At 71.7% G+C, this 19141-nt stretch carries 16 protein-coding genes; 9 read left to right on the forward strand and 7 right to left on the reverse strand.

Going from position 1 to position 19141, the window contains the following annotated elements; translation table 11 throughout:
• Position 1: 1 nt before the first annotated feature.
• Positions 2-1843, reverse strand: a complete 1842-nt coding sequence (locus ACIBSW_RS02690; RefSeq protein ID WP_354725557.1) for a hypothetical protein — start codon at positions 1841-1843, stop codon at positions 2-4.
• The gene (locus ACIBSW_RS02695; protein ID WP_354725559.1) at positions 1840-2598 is read right to left on the reverse strand and encodes an FkbM family methyltransferase; all 759 of its coding nucleotides are present in this window, start codon (positions 2596-2598) and stop codon (positions 1840-1842) included. The genes ACIBSW_RS02690 and ACIBSW_RS02695 overlap by 4 nt, the downstream gene beginning before the upstream one ends.
• Positions 2599-2715: 117 nt before the next feature.
• Between ACIBSW_RS02695 and ACIBSW_RS02700 the strand changes: the two genes are divergently transcribed.
• From ACIBSW_RS02700 to ACIBSW_RS02720, 5 genes are read left to right on the forward strand one after another with little or no spacing between them, the layout of a single operon-like run.
• Positions 2716-3906: a nucleotide sugar dehydrogenase gene (locus tag ACIBSW_RS02700; RefSeq protein WP_354725561.1), complete on the forward strand. Its 1191-nt coding sequence runs from the start codon at positions 2716-2718 to the stop codon at positions 3904-3906.
• Positions 3903-4688, forward strand: coding sequence for a glycosyltransferase family 2 protein (locus tag ACIBSW_RS02705; RefSeq protein WP_354725563.1), 786 nt, complete (start codon positions 3903-3905; stop codon positions 4686-4688). Before ACIBSW_RS02700 ends, ACIBSW_RS02705 begins: the two co-directional genes overlap by 4 nt.
• Entirely contained in the window at positions 4685-5710 is a 1026-nt protein-coding gene (locus ACIBSW_RS02710) for an NAD-dependent epimerase/dehydratase family protein (RefSeq protein WP_354725565.1), read from the forward strand. The genes ACIBSW_RS02705 and ACIBSW_RS02710 overlap by 4 nt, the downstream gene beginning before the upstream one ends.
• A gap of 7 nt (positions 5711-5717) precedes the next feature.
• On the forward strand, positions 5718-6920 hold the full coding sequence (locus ACIBSW_RS02715; protein ID WP_354725567.1) for a polysaccharide biosynthesis protein: 1203 nt from the start codon (positions 5718-5720) through the stop codon (positions 6918-6920).
• 35 nt (positions 6921-6955) lie between these two features.
• Complete coding sequence (locus tag ACIBSW_RS02720) at positions 6956-7627, forward strand: enoyl-CoA hydratase-related protein (protein ID WP_354725569.1); 672 nt, start codon at positions 6956-6958, stop codon at positions 7625-7627.
• 45 nt (positions 7628-7672) lie between these two features.
• On the opposite strand, the gene ACIBSW_RS02725 is transcribed toward ACIBSW_RS02720, so the two are convergent.
• Positions 7673-11038 carry a CARDB domain-containing protein gene (locus tag ACIBSW_RS02725; protein ID WP_354725571.1) on the reverse strand — a complete coding sequence of 1122 codons (3366 nt, stop codon included), beginning with the start codon at positions 11036-11038 and terminating at the stop codon, positions 7673-7675.
• Positions 11039-11298: 260 nt separating this feature from the next.
• The gene (locus ACIBSW_RS02730) at positions 11299-12741 is read right to left on the reverse strand and encodes a protein kinase domain-containing protein (RefSeq protein ID WP_354725573.1); all 1443 of its coding nucleotides are present in this window, start codon (positions 12739-12741) and stop codon (positions 11299-11301) included.
• A gap of 273 nt (positions 12742-13014) precedes the next feature.
• Between ACIBSW_RS02730 and ACIBSW_RS02735 the strand changes: the two genes are divergently transcribed.
• Positions 13015-15096 carry a CocE/NonD family hydrolase gene (locus ACIBSW_RS02735; protein WP_354725575.1) on the forward strand — a complete coding sequence of 694 codons (2082 nt, stop codon included), beginning with the start codon at positions 13015-13017 and terminating at the stop codon, positions 15094-15096.
• Here ACIBSW_RS02735 and ACIBSW_RS02740 read toward each other — a convergent pair.
• Both ACIBSW_RS02740 and ACIBSW_RS02745 read right to left on the reverse strand, forming a co-directional pair.
• Positions 15062-15427, reverse strand: a complete 366-nt coding sequence (locus ACIBSW_RS02740) for a nuclear transport factor 2 family protein (RefSeq protein WP_354725577.1) — start codon at positions 15425-15427, stop codon at positions 15062-15064. The genes ACIBSW_RS02735 and ACIBSW_RS02740 overlap by 35 nt on opposite strands.
• A gap of 226 nt (positions 15428-15653) precedes the next feature.
• Positions 15654-16814 carry a serine hydrolase domain-containing protein gene (locus ACIBSW_RS02745; RefSeq protein WP_354725579.1) on the reverse strand — a complete coding sequence of 387 codons (1161 nt, stop codon included), beginning with the start codon at positions 16812-16814 and terminating at the stop codon, positions 15654-15656.
• 100 nt (positions 16815-16914) lie between these two features.
• Between ACIBSW_RS02745 and ACIBSW_RS02750 the strand changes: the two genes are divergently transcribed.
• The 3 genes from ACIBSW_RS02750 to ACIBSW_RS02760 all read left to right on the forward strand — a co-directional run bounded on the left by ACIBSW_RS02750 (position 16915) and on the right by ACIBSW_RS02760 (position 18782).
• Positions 16915-17382 (forward strand): hypothetical protein, encoded by a 468-nt coding sequence (locus ACIBSW_RS02750; RefSeq protein WP_354725581.1) that lies wholly within the window; start codon positions 16915-16917, stop codon positions 17380-17382.
• Between the two features lie 297 nt (positions 17383-17679).
• Positions 17680-17838, forward strand: coding sequence for a hypothetical protein (locus ACIBSW_RS02755; protein ID WP_354725582.1), 159 nt, complete (start codon positions 17680-17682; stop codon positions 17836-17838).
• 125 nt (positions 17839-17963) lie between these two features.
• Entirely contained in the window at positions 17964-18782 is an 819-nt protein-coding gene (locus ACIBSW_RS02760) for a VOC family protein (protein ID WP_354725584.1), read from the forward strand.
• A 20-nt stretch (positions 18783-18802) separates the two neighbouring features.
• Here the strand turns inward: ACIBSW_RS02760 and ACIBSW_RS02765 are convergent, their stop codons facing one another.
• Positions 18803-19126 carry a helix-turn-helix domain-containing protein gene (locus tag ACIBSW_RS02765; protein WP_354725586.1) on the reverse strand — a complete coding sequence of 108 codons (324 nt, stop codon included), beginning with the start codon at positions 19124-19126 and terminating at the stop codon, positions 18803-18805.
• Positions 19127-19141: the final 15 nt, after the last annotated feature.

Here is a 19141-nt window from a genome sequence, read left to right on the forward strand (position 1 = left end):
GCTACCCGGCGGCCTGTGGGACCAGCGCGCCGATCTCGATCTCGTCCGTGCAGAGGTTCGCGGCCGGGTCGCGGACGCTGAGCTTCACCTCGTCGCCCTCGACCAGCATGAGCAGGAACATCGCGTTGAGGCCGCGGTGCACGTCGAACGGCACCGCGGGGTGGTTGCCGACCTGGATCGTCGCGGTGGTGTCGCGGTCGCTGAGGTAGCCGACCCGCACCACCTGCCAGTAGTCGATCACCGCCTTGGTCAGCGGGATCGAGACGGTGCGGGCGCCGGTGACCCGGTGGCCGCAGCCCGCCAGCGAGCCGGGGCGGGCGGTCACGCCGTCGACCCAGGCGGGCCGGATGTGGCCGGCCTCGTCGAACACCGACAGCTTGCGGGCCTCGGTGACGAACACCGGCCCCTCGGCGAGCGGGCCGAAGAACCGCGACTGCATGTTCCACGGGTAGGAGAAACCGGGCACCACGCCCTCCGGCACGGGCTGATCCATGAACACCGTGCCCGGCTCGGCCTTGGCCAGGTCGGCCCGCGCGGTGTTCAGGTAGTCGCGCCCGGCCTTGACCTGCCAGTCGGAGGCGAAGTCCCGGCCGCTGTACAGGCTGCTCGCGATGAGCAGCACCAGGCCGACCGCCATGGCGGTGACCAGCTGCGGGTACCGCCGGGCGGGCGCGGCGGCGACCGCCGGCTCGTCGGCGGCGTCCAGCCGGCGCAGCCCGGCCACGGCCACCCCGACGCAGATCGCCGCGACCACCAGCACGTCGGCCAGGTAGCGCGGCACGAGCCCGGCGACGCCGCTCAGCCCGGAGCCCAGCCGGGTGGCGGCGATCAGGCCGGCGGCCAGGGCCGAGAAGAGCGCCAGCAGGGTCCACGCGCGGACCGCGACCCACCGGCGCACCCAGATCGTCAGCAGCACCAGCACCGCGAGGATCCCCCACGAGACCCACCGCGCCGGCTGGGTCGGCGCGGCGAGCGGCGTGCCGTCGGCGGCGTCCAGCCAGGTCCACGGCCCGCCGACCAGCCCCGGCGCGAGCGTCTCGCCGTAGTACTGGCCGAAGAACGTGCCCACCTCGCCCGCGGACGTCGGCGGTCGCAGCGTCGCGGCGCCCGACGACGACATCAGCACGTAGGCGGCGAGGTAGGCGGTGGTGACCCCGGTCAGCACCACCCAGGACGGCCACCAGCGCCGGACGGTGGTGAACACCGCGCGCACCGGCCCGCCCGGCGCGTACAGGCAGAGCGTCACCAGGAAGACCAGCGGCACGACCAGCAGTGCCTTCTCGAAGAAGAGCAGCCCGAACGCGACCGCCAGGCCGAGCCACACCAGGTGCCGGCGCTCGCCGGTACGCAGGTAGCGGACCTGGGCGCCGACCGCGAGGACCATCGCGAGCTGCATGGGCAGCATGTTGATGCCCACCGCCCACCACGCGGTGACCTCGAGGGTCATCGGGTTGAAGAGGAACAGGCTCAGGGGCACGAGCAGCAGCCAGCCGGCCGGCAGCATCAGCCGCAGCAGCCGGTACAGCGCCACGCTCACCGCGAGCTGCCCGAGCAGCATCAGCACGAGGTACGGCCGGTACTCGTAGCCGGTCAGCCGCTCGGTGACAAAGGTGATCAACCGCCCGGCCGGCATGAGGTGGTTGTTGTAGACCGCGAACAGGTGCCCGAGGGTCAGCCCGGACGCGTCGGACTGGGCGATGATCGGGAAGTCGTCGGTGGTGAGGAAGCCACGGTCGGAGATCCAGCCCCGCCAGAGCACGCTCACCGTGATGAGCACCGCCGCGACCGCGTCGACCGGACCGAGCCGGGCGGCACGCGCGGTGGCCGCGGCGTTCGCGGTCACCGGACCGGTTCCGGCCGGAACAGCACCATGTTGACGTACCGCGGCTTGGGCCGGATCACCCGCCGCGCGAAGCTCTGGTCCACCCGGCCGAGCGCGGCGCGCTGGTGCCCGATCAGATCGAAGCCCTCCAGCGGCAGCCACCGGTCGTCCGGCATGACGTACGGCCGGTAGCCCCACCCGGCGAGCAGGTCGAGCACCGGCTGCACCGGCTGGATCCGCTCCTCCAGCTCGACCATCAGCATCGGGAGGTCCCGGCGGATGGTCTGCTCGGCACCGCGCAGCGCCGGCATCTCGTGCCCCTCGACGTCGAGCTTGACGAACCGCACGTCGCGCAGCTCCAGCTCGTCGACGGTCATCCGGGCGACGGTGACCGACGCCCCGGTGCCGTACTCCAGCGACGAGGTGCCGACCCCGGGTCCACCGGACGGCAGGAAAAGTTCGGCCGTTCCGCTGTGATCCGAAGCGACGGCCTGTATTACCCGAACGTCCGGAAATGCGGCCGCCACACAGCCGGCCAGCTCGGCCGTCGGTTCGAACGAGACCACCTGATCGGCGATCCGGCGTAGTCCGCGGGTCCAGGGCCCGTACCAGGCGCCGACGTCGACCGCGGTGCCGCCGCGTGGGGCGTATGAGGCGAGCCGTGCCAATTCAGGCTCGACGCGCGGGTACGCGGTGCGCACTGCGGCGCCAACGGCGCGCGCCGGCAGCGCCGCGGCGAACCGCGAGCTCAGTTCGTTGAACAGGGTGCCGACCATGATGTCGCAGCTTAGCCCCTGGGCTACTTGTGGGTAGACCCGAGGTTTCCTCGCTAGTAGCCTGCACGAGCCGAAGTCCGGCGGGCTGACTTCGCGGCGGGATTGTGGGGAAAAACGATGACCGAGACGGTCGACGTTTGCGTGGTAGGCGGCTGCGGCCGGGTCGGCCTGCCGCTGGGCATCGCGCTGGCCGCGCGCGGCCAGTCGGTGGTGCTCTACGACATCGACGCGGCCGCGGTCGACCGGGTCAACTCCGGGGTCCTGCCGTTCGCCGAGGAGGGCGCGCAGGAGCCGCTCACCGAAGCGGTGGCGGCCGGCCGGCTGCGGGCCACCACCGACCCGGCGGCCGTCGGGCTCGCCGACGCGCTGATCGTGGTCGTCGGCACCCCCGTCGACTCGCACCTCAACCCCGACCTCGGCGCGGTGCCGCGCGCGATCGAACGCTGCGTGGAGCACCTGCGCGACGGCCAGCTGGTGGTGCTGCGGAGCACGGTCTACCCCGGCGTGACCGCGCTGACCGAGAAGCTGCTCTCCGGCAAGGGCCTCGTGGTCGACGTGGCGTTCTGCCCGGAACGGATCGCCGAGGGCCGGGCGATGACCGAGCTGTTCGCGCTGCCGCAGATCATCGCCGCCCGTACGCCGCAGGCGCTGGACCGCGCGGAGGCGCTGTTCCGCAACCTGACCGGGTCGATCGTGCGGCTGGAGCCGGAAGAGGCCGAGCTCGCGAAGCTGTTCACCAACACCTGGCGCTACCTCAAGTTCGCGGCGGCCAACCAGTTCTGGATGATGGCCAACGACTTCGGGCTCGACTTCGCGCGCATCCAGCAGGCCGTCGTGCACGACTACCCGCGCGCCGCCGACCTGCCGATGCCGGGCTTCGCGGCCGGGCCGTGCCTGCTCAAGGACACCATGCAGCTGGCGGCCTTCAACCGGAACAACTTCGTGCTCGGCCACTCCGCGATGCTGATCAACGAGGGCCTGCCGCTCTACCTGGTCTCGCGGCTGGAGGACCGGTTCGACCTCGCCGAGCTCAGCGTCGGCATCCTCGGCATGGCGTTCAAGGGCGGCAGCGACGACACCCGCGACAGCCTGGCGTACAAGCTGAAGAAGATCCTGACGCTCAAGGCGCGCGAGACGCTCTGCACCGACCCGTACGTCACCGACGACCGGCTGGTGCCGCTCGACGACGTGCTCAAGCGGGCCGACCTGCTGGTGATCGCGGCGCCGCACCCCGACTACGCCGTCCTGGACACCGACAAACCGGTGGTCGACATGTGGGGCCTGACCGGACAGGGCGTGAAGGTATGACGCCGCGCGTCTCCGTGGTCATCCCGGTCTACAACGAGGGCGAGGGCGTGGTCCGGCACCTCGAGCGCATCCTGCGCGAGGTGCTGCTGCCCGCCGAGATCCTGATCGTGCACGACACCCCGGAGGACACCACAGTCCCGTACGCGCAGGAGATCGCGCGCCACGACCCGCGGGTCCGCACCGTGCTCAACACCTACGGCCCCGGGCCGGCCAACGCGGTCCGTTTCGGGATCGACGCGGCGCGGGCGCCGGTCGCGGTCGTGACCATGGCCGACGGCTGCGACGACCCGCGGCAGGTCGACGACCTGGCCCGGCTGGTCGACCGGGGCGTGGTGGTCGCGGCGGCGTCGCGCTACATGCCCGGCGGGCAGCAGGTCGGCGGGCCGCGGTTCAAGCGGATGGCGTCGCGCTGGGCCGGGCGCACCCTGTCGCTGTTCGCCCGGGTCGGCACCCGCGACGCGACGAACAGCTTCAAGGCCTACGACACCGAGTTCGTCCGCGAGGTGGGCATCGAGTCGCGGACCGGCTTCGAGATCGGCATCGAGCTGACCGCGAAGGCGACCCGGCTGGGCCGCCCGGTCGCGGAGATCCCGACGATCTGGCTCGACCGGCAGCTCGGCGAGTCCCACTTCGACGTGGGCCGCTTCCTGCCCAGCTATCTACGCTGGTATTTCTTCGCGTTCGGCCGCCGGCTGACCGTGACCGAGCTCGCCGACCGGTGGGCGGACCGCAAGCCCGACGTGATGTCGGCCGAACGCGCGAAAGAGGACTCACCCGCATGACGAAGGTGCTGGTTACCGGCTCGGCCGGCTTCATCGGCGGGTACCTGGTCGAGGAGCTGCTCGGCCGCGGCTACGACGTGGTCGGCCTCGACGACTACTCGAAGTACGGCCCGGTCGTGCACGGATACGACGACCACCCGCGCTACCGGTTCGTCGAGGGCGACGCCCGCGACGCGGCCCTGGTCGCCGAGCTGCTCGCCGACTGCGACCACTTCATCGCGGGCGCCGCGATGATCGGCGGCATCTCCTACTTCCACGCGTACGCCTACGACCTGCTCGCCACCAACGAGCGCATCATGGCGTCGTCCTGCGACGCGGCGATCGCGGCGCACCGCACCGGCAAGCTGCGCAAGGTCACCTACCTGTCGTCCTCGATGGTGTACGAGTCGACGGACCACTGGCCGAGCAAGGAGGGCGACGAGCAGCACATCGCGCCGCCCCGCTCGTCGTACGGCTTCCAGAAGCTCGCCGTGGAGTACTACGCCCGCGCGGCGTGGGAGCAGCACAAGCTGCCGTACACCATCGTGCGGCCGTTCAACTGCGTCGGCGTCGGCGAGGGCCGGGCACTCGGCGAGGTCGAGGTGCTGTCCGGCAACGTCAAGCTGGCGATGTCGCACGTGGTGCCGGACCTGGTGCAGAAGGTGCTCAAGGGCCAGGACCCACTGCACGTCCTCGGCACCGGCGAGCAGGTGCGCCACTACACCTACGGCGGCGACCTGGCGCGCGGCATCGTCGAGGCGATGGAGCAGGACGCGGCGTACAACGAGGACTTCAACCTGTCGACGGCCGAGTCCACGACGGTGCTCGAGCTCGCCGAGCTGATCTGGCGCAAGGTCAAGGGCCCGGACGTGCCGTTCCGGTACACCAGCGACGACCCGTACGAGTACGACGTGGCGATGCGGGTGCCGGACGTGACCAAGGCCCGCGAGGTGCTCGGCTTCACCGCGGAGACCACGCTGGACACCATGCTCGACGAGGTGATCCCGTGGATCGAGCGGGCCGTCGAGCAGGGCCGGCTGTAAGCCCGCGATGACCGTCACGGCCAGGTCCCGGCGGCGCATCGGCGTCGCCGGCATCGCGGTGGCGGTCGCCGGCGCGGTCACCAACGCGCTCGGCTACCTGGTGCCGGTGCTCGGCGCCCGCCAGCTCAGCGCGGGCGATCTCGGCGCGCTCGCGACCGTGCTCGCGATCTCCGCCATCGCGGGCGTGCCCGGCATGGGCCTGCAGATCGCGGTCGCGGTGCACCGGGCGCGCCACCCCGGCGCGGCCGCCGGCCGGATCGGCTGGCTCACCGCCGCCGCGTCCGCGGGCGCGGTCGTGCTGCTGGCGCCGGTCGCCGGGCCGCTGCTCGACCTGCCGCCGACGGTCACGCTCCTGCTCGCGGCGTACACCGGCGGGGCCGTGGTGGCCGGCCGGTGGCTCGGCGAGCTGCAGGGCGACGAGCGGTTCCTGCGCCTCGCGGTGGGCATGGCGGTGCTGGCCGCCGGGCGCTACGGGGGCATGATCGCCGGGCTGCTGTTCGGCTTCGGGCTGACCGGGTCGCTGCTCGTCGGCACCGCGACGGTGCTGCTCATGCTTCCCGTGCTGGCCGCCCTGGCCCGGGTGCCCGGCGCCCGGCCCGACGACCACGGCATCACCGCGAGGCAGGTGTTCACCGCCTGTTCGGCGACGCTCGCGATGCTGGCCGTCTCGTACGCCGACCTCATTCTCGCCCGCGACCTGCTGCCGGCCGCGGAGTCCGGCGCCTATGCGGTCGGGACCGTGCTGACCAAGGGCGCGCTGTGGGCGCCGCAGGTGGTCACCGTGCTGGCGCTGCCCCGGTTCGCGCAGGGCAGCCGCCGGGCGCTCGCGCTCGCGGTCGGCGTGGTCGCCGGCTGTGGCGCGCTGCTGGTCGCCGCGTCCGCGCTGGCCGGCGGGCTGGCGTTCCGGCTGGCCGGCGGGCCCGGCTACGCCGAGCTGGGCCGCTACGCGCCGGTGTTCGCCGCGACCGGCGCCCTGTACGCGATCCTGTTCGTGCTGGTCAACGCGCAGGTGGCCGCCGGAGCCAGGTGGCCGTCGGCGCCGCTGTGGGTGGCGACCGCCGCGCTGGTCGTGGCCGCCGAGTGGCTGGTGCCGCACACCTTCGTCGCGATCATGTGGTGCGCGGCGGGCACCGCGGCCCTCGCGCTGGCCGCGACGGCGTTCCTGACCTTGCGGCCTAAGTTACCGATGAGTAACGTCGCGGTGGTGTGAGCGTCCGCCACGCCACCGCCGACGAGGGAGCAGACGTGCCAACACTCGACCGCCAGAACGACGTATTCGTCCTCGACATCGGGGACGGCGAGAACCGGTTCCATCCCGACTGGATCGCCTCGGTCAACGCGGCGCTGGACGAGGTGGAGAAGGCGGACGGGGCCCGGGCCCTGGTCACCGCCGCGACCGGGAAGTACTTCTCCAACGGCCTCGACCTGGAATGGCTGTTCGCGAACGGCGACAAGTACCACGAGTACGTGGTCAGCGTCCACGAGCTGTTCGCGCGGGTGCTCTCGCTCCCGCTGATCACCGTGGCCGCCCTGCAGGGGCACACGTTCGCGGCCGGCGCGATGCTCTCGCTGGCGCACGACTTCCGGGTGATGCGCACCGACCGGGGCTACTGGTGCCTGCCCGAGGCGGACATCGAGATCCCGTTCTCCCGGGCGATGTCCGCGCTCATCCAGGCCCGGCTCGCACCGCAGACCGCGCACGAGGCGATGACGACCGCCCGCCGCTACACCGGCCCGGAGGCGCTGGCCGCCGCCATCGTCGACCACGCGGTCGAGCAGGACGCGGTGCGCAGCACCGCCGTGGAGATCGCCGAGGCCAACACCGGCAAGGCCGGCGACACGCTCGCCACGATCAAGACCCGGATGTACGCCCCGGCCCTGGAGCTGCTGCGCGACCGGGAGAACCCGCTGGGCTGAGCGCGCCGAGCCCCCGGCGAGTGCCGGGGGCTCCCGCGCCGGCCGTCAGCCGCCGGTGATCGTGAAGCCCGAGCCGGGCTGGATGACGATGTTGCCGTCGGCCGAGTTCGTGATCGTCACGTTGGTCAGCGTCGCGTTTCCGCGGGCGCCGCTCATCGCGAGGATCCCCGCGCCGTTGTTGGACCGGTCGATCCTGACGTTGGTGATGGCGACGTTCGGCATGTTGCCGCCGCCGTTCTTGAACTGGATGCCGTCGTAGGTCGAGTCGGAGATCTCGGTGTCGCGGATCGTGACCCCGGTGATGTCCTTTGTCGACGGGAACAGGGTGATCGCGCCGAACTCCTGGTCCTCGTTCCAGAACGCCCCGCCGGTCCGGTACAGGCCGTTGTTGGCGATCAGCGTCGTCCCCCCGAACGGGAGCGGGCTGTGGTCGGTCGCCAGCATGATGCCCGGGTAGTTCATCGTGTCGTAGACCAGGTTGTTCTCGATCGAGTTGTTGGAGCCGCCGTAGATGGCGATGCCGTTCGCCCGCCACGGCAGCTGCACCGTGTTGTTGACGAAGTGGTTGTTCGACGCGATGTCGACGGCCTGGTCCTTCACGTACGGGTTGGCCCAGACCGCCAGCGAGTCGTCGCCCGTCGTACGGAACGACGAGTTGAACACCCGCGAGTTGCGCGTTCCGTTGCTGAAGTTGATGCCGTCCGCGTACGTGTTGCGGATCCGCATGCCGGAGAAGTCGAGGCCGTCGCCCGGGTTCCAGTAGGCGGGCGTGTCCGAGTAGTCGCGGCCCACCCAGGCGCCGACGTTCACGTGCTCGATCCAGACGTTGCTGATCTTCGTGTTCTTGCCGAACCGGCCGTTGAGGCCGTGGCCGCGGTTCGCCCGGTTCTGCGTGTTGCCGAAGATCGCCAGGTCGGAGATCTGGGTGTTGTCGTCGATGTCGAAGCCGACGTTGCCCTCGTGCGGATGGTTGATGTTGCCGACCACGTTCTGCGGCTGGGTGTTGGTGTACAGCTGCGAGTGCCACATGCCCGCGCCGCGGATCGTGACGTTGCGCAGGCCCTTCTGGTTGTACTGGCCGCGGGCCGGGTCCGGCGAGAGGATCTTCTGCTCCTGGCGCCACTGGCCGGCCGGGATCCAGACGCAGCCGATCACGCCGTTCTGGTTGTCCGTCACGGCCCGCTGAATCGCCGCCGTGTCGTCGTTGCCGTCGTTCGGCACCGCGCCGTACGTCGTGATCGAGGTGCAGCCGGCCGGCTGGCTCGCGGCCGGCGCCACCTGCTCGAGGTCGATGAAGTCGATGATGTGGAACGACGCGTTGTCCGCGGCGTCGCGCTGCAGCTTGAAGCGGGTGCCGGGCGGATACGACTGGGAAAGCAGCGCGTGCGACTCGTCGAACAGCCGCCGGGCGTCGGCCGAGGGCGAGTTCGACAGCGACTCGGTGTCGTCCGTCGTGCCGTACAGCCAGCTGTTGCGCGAGGAGAGCGTCAGCTTCTGTACGAACTGGTCGTTGATGTAGAGGCTGATGCTCGCGTCCTGGCCGCCGCCGCCCGACGCGTCCGGCACGGAGTTGCGGACCACGATCGAGTTCGCCTGGTTCACCGAGGTGAACTCGACGAACTGCCCGGTGCCGTTGAGTCGGACCGACTTGCGTCCCGACGACTCCGTGGCGAAGTTGGTGTGCCCGAACGTGCGCAGGGCGTCGGTCTCCAGGAGCGTGCCCTGGTAGCGCGCCGCCTCCGCCTCGTACTCGACGTACGGCACCGCCGCGCCCCGGCCGACCACGACCGCGCGGGTCAGCACGTTGTTGCCCTCGTTGGTCTCGGCGACGGCGCCGGTCGCGTCCGCGGTGGCGGTCAGGGTGGCCCCGCCGCTGGTCGCGGTCCAGGTGCCGCCGATGGCGACGTTCGCCGTCGCGCCCGCGGCGATCGCCGGGGTGCTGCCGTTCAGCGTCGTCCCGCCCACCGTCAGCCGGGTCGTCGAGGCGCCCGCGCCGCTGGTGCCGCGGTTGTTGACGGCGACGGTGAAGGAGACCGCCGCGCCGACGGCGGGGTTCGCCGGGTTGGTGGTGATGCCGAGGACCTGCAGGTCCGGGCCGGGCGCCTGGCCGACCACGAGCTGCGTCGGCGCGGTGAACGTGTTGTTGTCGTTGTTCTGCTCCGCGACCGCGTTGGCCGGATCGACCACCGCCGCGACGCTGTAGCTGCCCATCGGCCGCGCACCGACATTCGCCGATACGGTCGTCGACGCGCCGGCCGCGAGTGCGCCGACCGGCGCGCTGCCGGCGACGGTGCCGCCGAGCCGGAAGTCCACCGTGGTCGCGGCCGCGGCCGCCGTGCCCTGGTTCTTCACCGTGGCCGAGAGGGTGACCGCGGTGGCCTCGTTCGGCGCGGCGGGTGTCCAGCTGGCGGCGGTGACGACGAGGTCCGGGTTCGGCGCCCAGCCGCCGAGCACCTGCAGGTCGGCGACCTGGCCGCCGGGCGCGCCGGTGTTGCTGAAGAACTGGAGTTGCAGGTCCGCGACGCGACCGGTCACCGGGATCGTGACCGAGTTCTGGTTGGTCGCCGGGTTGAACGTGTAGTCGGCCCGGGCCTTCAGCGACGTGAATCCGGCCGCTGTCTGCGCGCGGCCGAGGACCTGGACGTTCTGCGTACGCGTACCCCAGATCGGGTCGGGGTTGAGCTTGACGACGACCCCGGTGACGTCGGCGTCGGCGCCGAGCTTCACGGTCAGCGTCGCGGGGAAGCCGTTGGACTCCCAGTAGCTGGTCGGGCTGGCGTCGTTGGCGTTACCCGGCACGAAGCTGAACACCGACGACGACGCCTCGATCGGCTTGCCGCCGGCCAGGTTCGTGCCGGTCGGCGGCTCACCCGGATCGGTCGGTCCGCCGGCCACGCCGTAGATCTCGAACTCCGAGAGCTGCGCGGCGGGCCAGCCCGTGTTGCCGGTGATGTGCACGCGTACATACCGGACGGTCGCCGCGGCGAAGTTGATGGTGACGGTGTTGGCCGAGGCCGGATCGAAGACCCGGCCGGCCGCGGCCGAGAGGACGCCGAATCCGCTGCCGTCGGTGCTGCCCTGCACGCTCAGCGTCTGGGTACGGGCACCCCAGGCCGCCAGCGGCGGCAGCTTGAGCACGACCTGGTCGATGGCGACGGCGCCACCGAGGTCGATCTGCACCCATTGCGGGAACGCGTTCGAGGGACTCTCCCAGTAGGACTGCGGGTTGCCGTCGTTGACGTTGGCCGCGACGTACGGGCCGTTGGCGCCGCTGGCGGAGACCGGCCGGCCGGCGGAGAGGTTGGGGCCGCCGGCCGCGTGGGCGGGCGAGGGCGCAAGCGCCGCGGCGGCGGCGAGGCCGGCCGCGAAAAGGCCGCTGAGCAGCCTTCGGCTGAGTTGCTTGGGTTTCATGGCGTCCTTGTTCTGTGAGAACGACAGAGGGGATTACCGCGGGCCGAGCCGCGCGGCAGAGGTGCGCCGGGTCGAGCGTGGGTGCATTTTGGGGGAAATGCGGATGAGAGGCCCGGGACGGATGGGCCTGCCTGGATCCTTCGTCTCGCTCCGCGAAAATTGCGTGATGACTGTCTACTTCTTGCGGCGCGAGGCATTCAATGTTTCAGATGTGTCACTGTTTCGTCAACGCCGCGTCCTGAGATCGGCCGCCCGGGGCTTCAGATCGGGAGGGTGACCGCCGTCGGCGATCCCGCCACACAGGTCACCGTCATCCTGATCCGGCTCGCGACGTACCTGAAGACGATCGCGGCCGTCAGCGCGGGCCCGGCGGCGACCTGCTCCACCTGGTACGGGTCCTTCGGCGCCCACGAGATCAGCCGCGCCCGGCCGGCGGTGTCACAGCTCGCCTCGATCGTTCCGCCGGGCGACGTGAACGTCCGCACCACCGCGATCGGCGCCGGCGAGGCCGGCCCGGCGGACGGCGCCGGCTCGGCGCTGGGCGACGGCTCCCCGGAGGCCGCGGCCGACACCACCGCCGACACCACGGCGGAGGGCACGACGGACGGATCAAGGTTCCGCTCGGGCGCGACCACCTGCTGGGCCGTGACGGTCGGCCCGGCGGACGGCGCACCGGTCGCCGCCCGCGCGGGAATCGACGGCGGCCCCGCCGGCGGCGCGCCCGCGTCGTCCGGCCCCCCTACCGACGGCAGCACCCCGGCCACGGCGACGGCGACGGCCGCCGCCGCGACCCCGCCGAGCAGCAGCAGCCGCCGCCGCGACCTCACCGGCGGCGGCGCCGGCACGCCCTCGGGGGCCACGACCGTGGCGTCGACCGGCAGTTCCTCAAGCTCGGCGGCCCAGCCCAGGATCGCGGCGGCGTCCGCGGCGGTCGGCCGGCCGGCCGCGTCCTTGCACAGCATCCGGTTGACCAGGCCGGTCACCGCCGCCGGAACGCCCTCCAGCTGCGGCAGCGGCGTCGGCTCGACGTAGACGTGCGCGGTCAGCATCTGCGTCGTCGAGTCGACGCTCCACGGCGACTCGCCCGCGAGCAGCCGGTACATCAGCACGCCCAGCGCGTACACGTCGGAGGCCGGCTCGACGCCTTCGCCGGTCAGCCGCTCGGGCGCCAGATACGCCGGCGTGCCGAGCACCTCGGCGTCCGGATCGACCGGCCCGACGGTCGCGGCGATGCCGAAGTCGACGACCTTGGCACCGTCCTCGGTGACCATGACGTTGGCCGGCTTGATGTCGCGATGCACCAGCCCGTCGGCATGCGCGGCGGCCAGCGCCGCCGCCACCTGGCCGCAGATCTCGAAGACCTGCCGGGGCGCAAGCTCGCCGGACTTCACCCGCTCCTGCAGCGTGCTGCCGTGGATCAACTCCATCACCACGTACGGCACGGAGCGCCCGTTCTCATACGATTCGCCGTAGTCGTACACCTGCGCGATGTTGCGGTGCGACAACGTCGCGGCGGCACGCGCCTCGGTGCGGATCCGGGCGCGCCACTGCGGATCCGCCGCATAACGCCCGGCCAGCACCTTGACCGCCACCGCGCGACCGAGAACCTCGTCGCGGGCACGCCAGACGACCGACATGCCGCCGCTGCCGAGCTCGTCCATGAGCACGTAGCGGCCGCCGAGTGTGCGCTGCCGAACCTCCATCCGATGAAGTCTGCCCGACGAATTCGCGGATTCGCACGGGACGAGGCCGGTGAAAACGCTTCACCTTCGCCAATCTCATGCCAAAAACCAACAAATAGGATAACGGATCCCCCGTACGGGATATGGCGTACCCCTCACGGCCGGCCTCCGGCCGACCCGCACGGCGCTGGCGATCCCCACCCCCGCCCGCCGACACTCACCCGCCGAAGATCGCGCCGGCGGGCCACGGTGGGCGATCATCTGAACCACGCAGTGCACCCCCGAGGAGTTCCCATGAGAGTCGCCGACCGCGTCCTGACCCGCCTCCTGCGCCTGCCGCCGATGCGCAACGGGTACACGGTCGAGCGCGCCCTGCGCATCCCCATGCGCGACGGCGTGGACCTGCACGCAGACCACTACTCGCCGACAACCCGCGAACCGCGCGGAACGGTGCTGGTGCGCACCCCGTACGGGCGGGGCTTCCCGGAGTCGGCCCTGCACGGCCGGATGCTGGCCGCCCGCGGCTACCACGTGTTGATCGGCAGCGTGCGCGGCACATTCGGCTCGGGCGGCTCGTTCGAGCCGATGGCACAGGAGACCGCCGACGGCCGCGACACGATCGCCTGGCTCCGGAACCGGCCCTGGTTCGACGGCCGCCTGGCCACCCTCGGCGGGTCTTACCTCGGCTGGGCCCAGTGGACGCTGCTGCAGGACCCACCGCCGGAGCTGCGGACGGCGCTGGTCTACGTCGGCCCGCACGACTTCCGGGAGGCCGTCTTCGGCACGGGCGCGTTCACGCTCGGCGACTTCCTGAACTGGAGCCACGGGATCACCGCCCAGGAGGCACCCGCCCTGCGGCGACTCACCGGCCGGGCGACGGCCCGCCGCCGGGTGCGACCGGGCCTGCGCGACCTGCCCCTGCCGGACGCGGCGGAACCGGTGCTGCGTGGCCGGGCACCCTGGTACCGCACCTGGCTGTCACACCCGGAGGGCGACGACCCGTTCTGGGGTGCGTACCGGGCCGGGGTCGCGCTGGAACGGGTCCAGGTGCCGGTGCTGCTCGTGAGCGGTTGGCAGGACCTCTTCCTGGACCAGACCCTGATTCAGTACGAGACCCTCCGGTCGCGCGGCGTCGAGGTCTCGCTGACCGTCGGCCCGTGGACCCACGTCGGCACCGCCGTCTCCGGCGCGGGCCTGGTAGAGAACCGGGCCTTGACCTGGCTGGACAGACACCTGGCCACCCCCACCCAGCCAACAAACGAACCCCTGGCCACCACCCCCGCCGTCATCCCCGCAAACGACCACGCCGCCACCGGTACCGCCACGGCCACCGCACAAACGAGCCACAACAACCCAGCCAGCCACACCCGAACGAACCAGGACAGCCGAGCCGGCGCCGACCAAACGAGCGACCGCGAAGCCACCGGCATCGGCATCGGCACTACCCGGACGAGCCGCGACAACCCGGCCACTCCCGCCCGAGCCAACCTGGACAGCCTCGCCAACGTCAGCCACACAAGCGACCACAGCGCCGCCACCGCCACCGCCACGACCAGTACCGACGCCACCACAGCTCGGGCGAGCCACGACAACCCAGCTATACCGACCCAAACCAACCAGGGCGGCCTGGCCGGCGATGGGCGGGCGAGCGATGGCCGGGCCATCGGTGCCGGGCGAGCGGGTGGGGTGGCCGAGCGGGGTGAGCCGCCCGTGCGGGTCTACCGGACCGGCGAGAAGACGTGGCACGAGATGGCGGTCTGGCCACCCGCCACCGCACCGATGCGGTTCGTGCCGGATCCGGTCGGCGGACTCTCCGCCGGTGACCCGGCGGTCGACGGCGAGATCAGCTTCCGGTACGACCCGGCCGATCCCACGCCCTCGGTCGGCGGACGGGTACTCGCCGGCACGGCGGGCGTGCGGGACAACCGCAAGCTAGAGGCCCGGCCTGACGTGCTGGTCTTCACCTCCGCCCCGCTCGCCGCCGATCTCGACGTCGCCGGCTCGCCGGTGCTCGAACTCGCCCTGACCGTCGACAATCCCCACGCCGACGTCTTCGTGCGGCTCTGCGACGTCGACCCACGCGGCCGCTCCGCTAACTTCTCCGACGCGATGCTGCGGCTCGACCCGAGCGCACCCGCCGGCGACGTGCAGCACCTGCGCTTGAACCTCGACGGCTGCTTCCACCGGCTGCTCGCCGGCCACCGGCTGCGACTACAGATCTCCGGCGGCGCGCACCCCCGCTTCTCCCGCAACCTCGGCACCGACGGCACGTTCGCCGACGGCGCGAAGCTCGCCACCTCGCAGCACACCATCCACACCGCATCGACCCGGCTGGAGCTGCCTATTTCTTCGGGTGCTCCATCCACCACTCGGTGAACTGACGCGCCTGCCCGGAATGGTCCAGGCGCAGCACCCACAGGTTGCTGTAGATCCGAGCCGGCTCGCGATACACCGTCCTCGCCTCGATGATCGCGAGATCCTCGGTCACGATCAACGGGTGCCACTCAAACGTCGTGTCACCGGGCGCGTCCTTGTTCTCCAGCCAATTCGCCACGATCTCGTCGCGCCCGAACCATGGCTTGGCAAAAGGCTCGGTGAAGTAGGCGGCATCATCGGCGAACAGACCGCCGACGTCATGCGGGTCGTTCGACTCCCAGGCCACCCGGTAGCTCTCCACCCACGCGGTGACAGCATCAAGGTTGGTCATCGTCGTCTCCCATCCCGCCGGGAACCACGCCTGGAGCCTACCCAGCATCACCCCCTACCGGCGGATGACGATCTCGCCGGAATTCCCGCCGCACCATCTCCGCCACACCGTGGACACAAGTCCCACAATCTCGCCCGGGCCTCTGCCTCACCCCACCCCGCTCACCGCACCCGCTGTGAGTTCCGTTGGCGCCAAAGCTGGGAAGCGGATGGGTCCGCGGTCTCTGTCACGCGTATGCCAGTTCGCGGAACTCCTTCATTGCGCCGCTCCACATGAAGTCGCTGACCTGGGTCAGCGCGATCGCGGTGAGGTCTTCGGTCGGGTCGTTGAACCAGTGGGTGCCGTAGCCGCCGCTCCAGCCGTAGACCCCGGGGGTGGCGCCGGGCGGGTCCGGGGTGACGGTCACTGACATGCCCAGGCCCCAGCCGTAGTTCTCCAGGATCTCCCCGCCGGTGGCCATCTGCTCCGGCGTCAGCCGGTTGGTGGTCATCAGCGCCACGGACTGCTCCGACAGCAACCGGGTGCCGCCGTGCACGCCGCGGCGCAGGAGCATCCGGGCGAAGGCGTGGTATTCGTCGACGGTGGACACCAGGCCGCTCGCCCCGGACGGGAAGGCCGGCGGGCTGCTCCACACCTCGGGCGGGGTGGTCGCCGTCAGGTCCGTCATCTTGGCGGTCTCGGCGTCGGTCGCGTAGTGGGAGGGGAGCTGCGCCGCCCGCTCGGCGGGCAGCCAGAAGCCGGTCTCGGTCATTGCGAGCGGGTCGAAGAGCCGTTCGCGCAGGAGGTCGCCGAGCGGCTGGCCGGCCGCCCGGGCGAGCAGCACGCCCAGGACCAGGCTGCCGGCGTTGTAGAGCCAGTGGGTGCCGGGCTGATACATCAGCGGGAGCGTGGCGAGACGCCGGATCCACTCGTCGGGGTCGTGCGGGGTCCGCGGATCGGGCGCGCCCAGGACCAGCCGGGCCGCCTGCGCCGCCTCGACGATCGGGAAGGGCGGATCGTAGTCCGGTTCGGTGAGCGTGCCGAAGCCCATCCGGAAGGTGAGCAGGTCCTCGATCGTGACCGGGCGCGACGCCGGGACGGTCTCGTCGAGCGGGCCGTCGACGCGGGCGAGCACCCGCTGGCCGGCCAGCTCGGGCAGCAGCCGGTGGATCGGCTCCTCGAGGTCGATGAGGTCGTCCTCGACGAGGATCATCGCGGCGGCCGCGAGCACCGGCTTGGTCAGCGACGCGATCCGGAAGACGGTGTCGCGCCGCATCGGCACGCCGCCGCCGAACTCGGTGGTGCCGATGGCGTCGACGTGGACGTCCTCGCCGCGCGCGACCAGCGTGACGATCCCGGGAAACTCGCCACGCTCGACGCGGGCCGCCATTGCTTCGTGCAACTTCATGTCGGTCACCTTGCCAGGAGCCTCTGACAAAATCAGGGTCCGGCGAGGACGGTCCGCGCGGAGGCCGGGAATTGTCGGACCCCGGGACTAGCGTCGAAGCGTGACCAACCAGTGGCGGCATCTCCCCGCACCCGCACGGCCGATCGCCGCGGCCGTCGACGCCGCGGTGACGGCCGCGCGAGCTCACGACACCGAGACCCTGGCCGCGGCCGTGGACGAGCTCGCCGCGCAGGACCGGGCCCAGGCATCCTTGATCCTCGGCACGACGGTCCGGCTGCTGCTCGAGGTCACGCACCCGGACGGATTGGACGGCGACGACGTCCGCGACGTGCTCGAGCAGTGCGTTCGCGCCTCCGCGCAATGGCACCCGGAGGTCGATCCGCATGTGGTGCTGATCCTGCTGGCGGGGTCGCTGGGCGTGCACGACGACGAGGAGCCACCCCCGAAACCGGACGTGCTTGCCCTGCACTCGGCGCTGCTCATCGCCCACCTGCTCGGGCCACGCCCGCTGCCGGAGTTCGTGACGCTGGCGCTGGGCGAGATCGAGCGCGCCCAGCTCAACGATTAGGCCACCGGGCGCCGCACCCGACACCCTGCTACGACGTCTACCTCGCCGGCTCCTGTCCAAATGGTGGCCGAGAGGCGCCCACGCCGACCCGGTGAACGTTTCTGGCCGCCGCACTAGCGGTGCCGGGTGCGCGTGGTGGTGGCCACGTTGCCGTCCCGGACGTAGGAGCGGAGCTGGAGGTGGAGCTCTGGTCCGCCTGCTCGATCTTGCTGACGACGATCGCTGTCGATTGCAGCCGTCGCGACGGGGTCACCCGACAGAGTGATGCGGACGGGTGGGCGTGGCCGGCTCGGCACGATGGCCGGGACCCTGCCGCTCAGGGCGGTGCTCGTCACGCCGGCCGCCGTCCTACCCGGCTTCGGGAAGAACCTGGCCAGCAGGCGGATGCGGAGCGGATCCCTGCTGGCCGGGGCCGTGACCGGCGCGCCGGCCCGCGGGAGGCGCCGGACCCGGTGATCGACGGTCCGCCCGGCGCGGACGGGGTGTGCGGCAGGGGATGTATCGATGAGCCCCATGGGTCGTTGAGCCTTTCGGTGGCGGTATTTCGCCGGTGCCGCACGTTCGCTCGACAGGAGCACGCCATGGCCAGCAAACGACCGGTTCCCTCCGGCAGAAAGCCGGCGAACGCACCGGGCGGGCAGAACGCCCCCGACAACTCGGCCCGCCCGCCGGCCGCGGTGGGCGCCCCCGGCCCGCGACGGCCGTCGTCGGGTGGGCCGTCGGATCCGCTGCCGTCGTCGGGTGGACCGTCGGATCCGCGGCCGATCGCGGCGCCCCTGATCAAGCGCACGCCTGCGCCCGCGCCGGAGGCACCGGGCAGCTCGGTGAGCAACGAGGCGCACGCCGCGGCCGTCCCGCCGGCCGGCACCCAGCGCAGGCCGCGGACGGACGATGCCGCACAGAGGGGCCTCGGGCTCGGCCCGGGTCTGCGAGGCGCCCGTTCTGCCGCCGCGCGAGCGGCCAGGCTGGGCACCGGGCCGGCCGCGCTCCCTCCCGAGACCGCCGCCAAGGTGCCGCGGCCCAGGTCCCACCGGCCCGGGCTGGAGCTCCAGCCGATGGTGCATGTCGGCGACATGGCCGCGGCCGTCGCGTTCTACGAGAAGCTCGGCGGCGAGGTCAACCACGGCGACCGGAACGGCGAGTGGGTGCTCATGCAGGTGGGCACCGCCCAGATCGGGCTGGTCACCCGCCCGCCGGACGCCGCGCGCGGCGCGAGCACCGTCGAGCTCAACTTCTCCGCGACCATGCCCCTCGACCGGCTCGAGCAGTGGCTGCGGGAGCAGGGCGTCAAGATCGTGGAGGTCGCCCGGGACCTGGATCTCGGCACCCAGTTGCACGTCGAGACCCCGGACGGCATGCCCATCCGGATCCATCAGGTGGAGTCGGATCTGATGATCTGACTACACAGGAACGCGCGTGGTCAGGATCGGGACGCCCAGTCGCAGATCGCGGACAGCGGTTCCTCGAGCGTCTTGCCGAGCGGTGTGAGGGCGTACTCGATGTGCTGCGGCGGGTCGGGCTTCAGCACCCGCCGCTCGACCAGGCCGTCGGACTGCATGCCGCGCAGCGTCTCGGTCAGTACCTTCTGCGTGATGCCCGGCAGTCTTCGCCGCAGGCTCGCCGGCCGCTGCGGCCCCGCCAGCAGCGCATAGATCAGCAGCACCCGCCACTTGGCGGCGAGCCGCTCCAGCGCCTGCCGCGTCGCGCAGGTCTCCTCGAGCACGTCCGGGATCATCAGCGTCATTTCGAACCCCCGAGA

It is taken from the genome of Actinoplanes sp. NPDC049668, assembly GCF_044465445.1.
GTDB lineage: Bacteria > Actinomycetota > Actinomycetes > Mycobacteriales > Micromonosporaceae > Actinoplanes.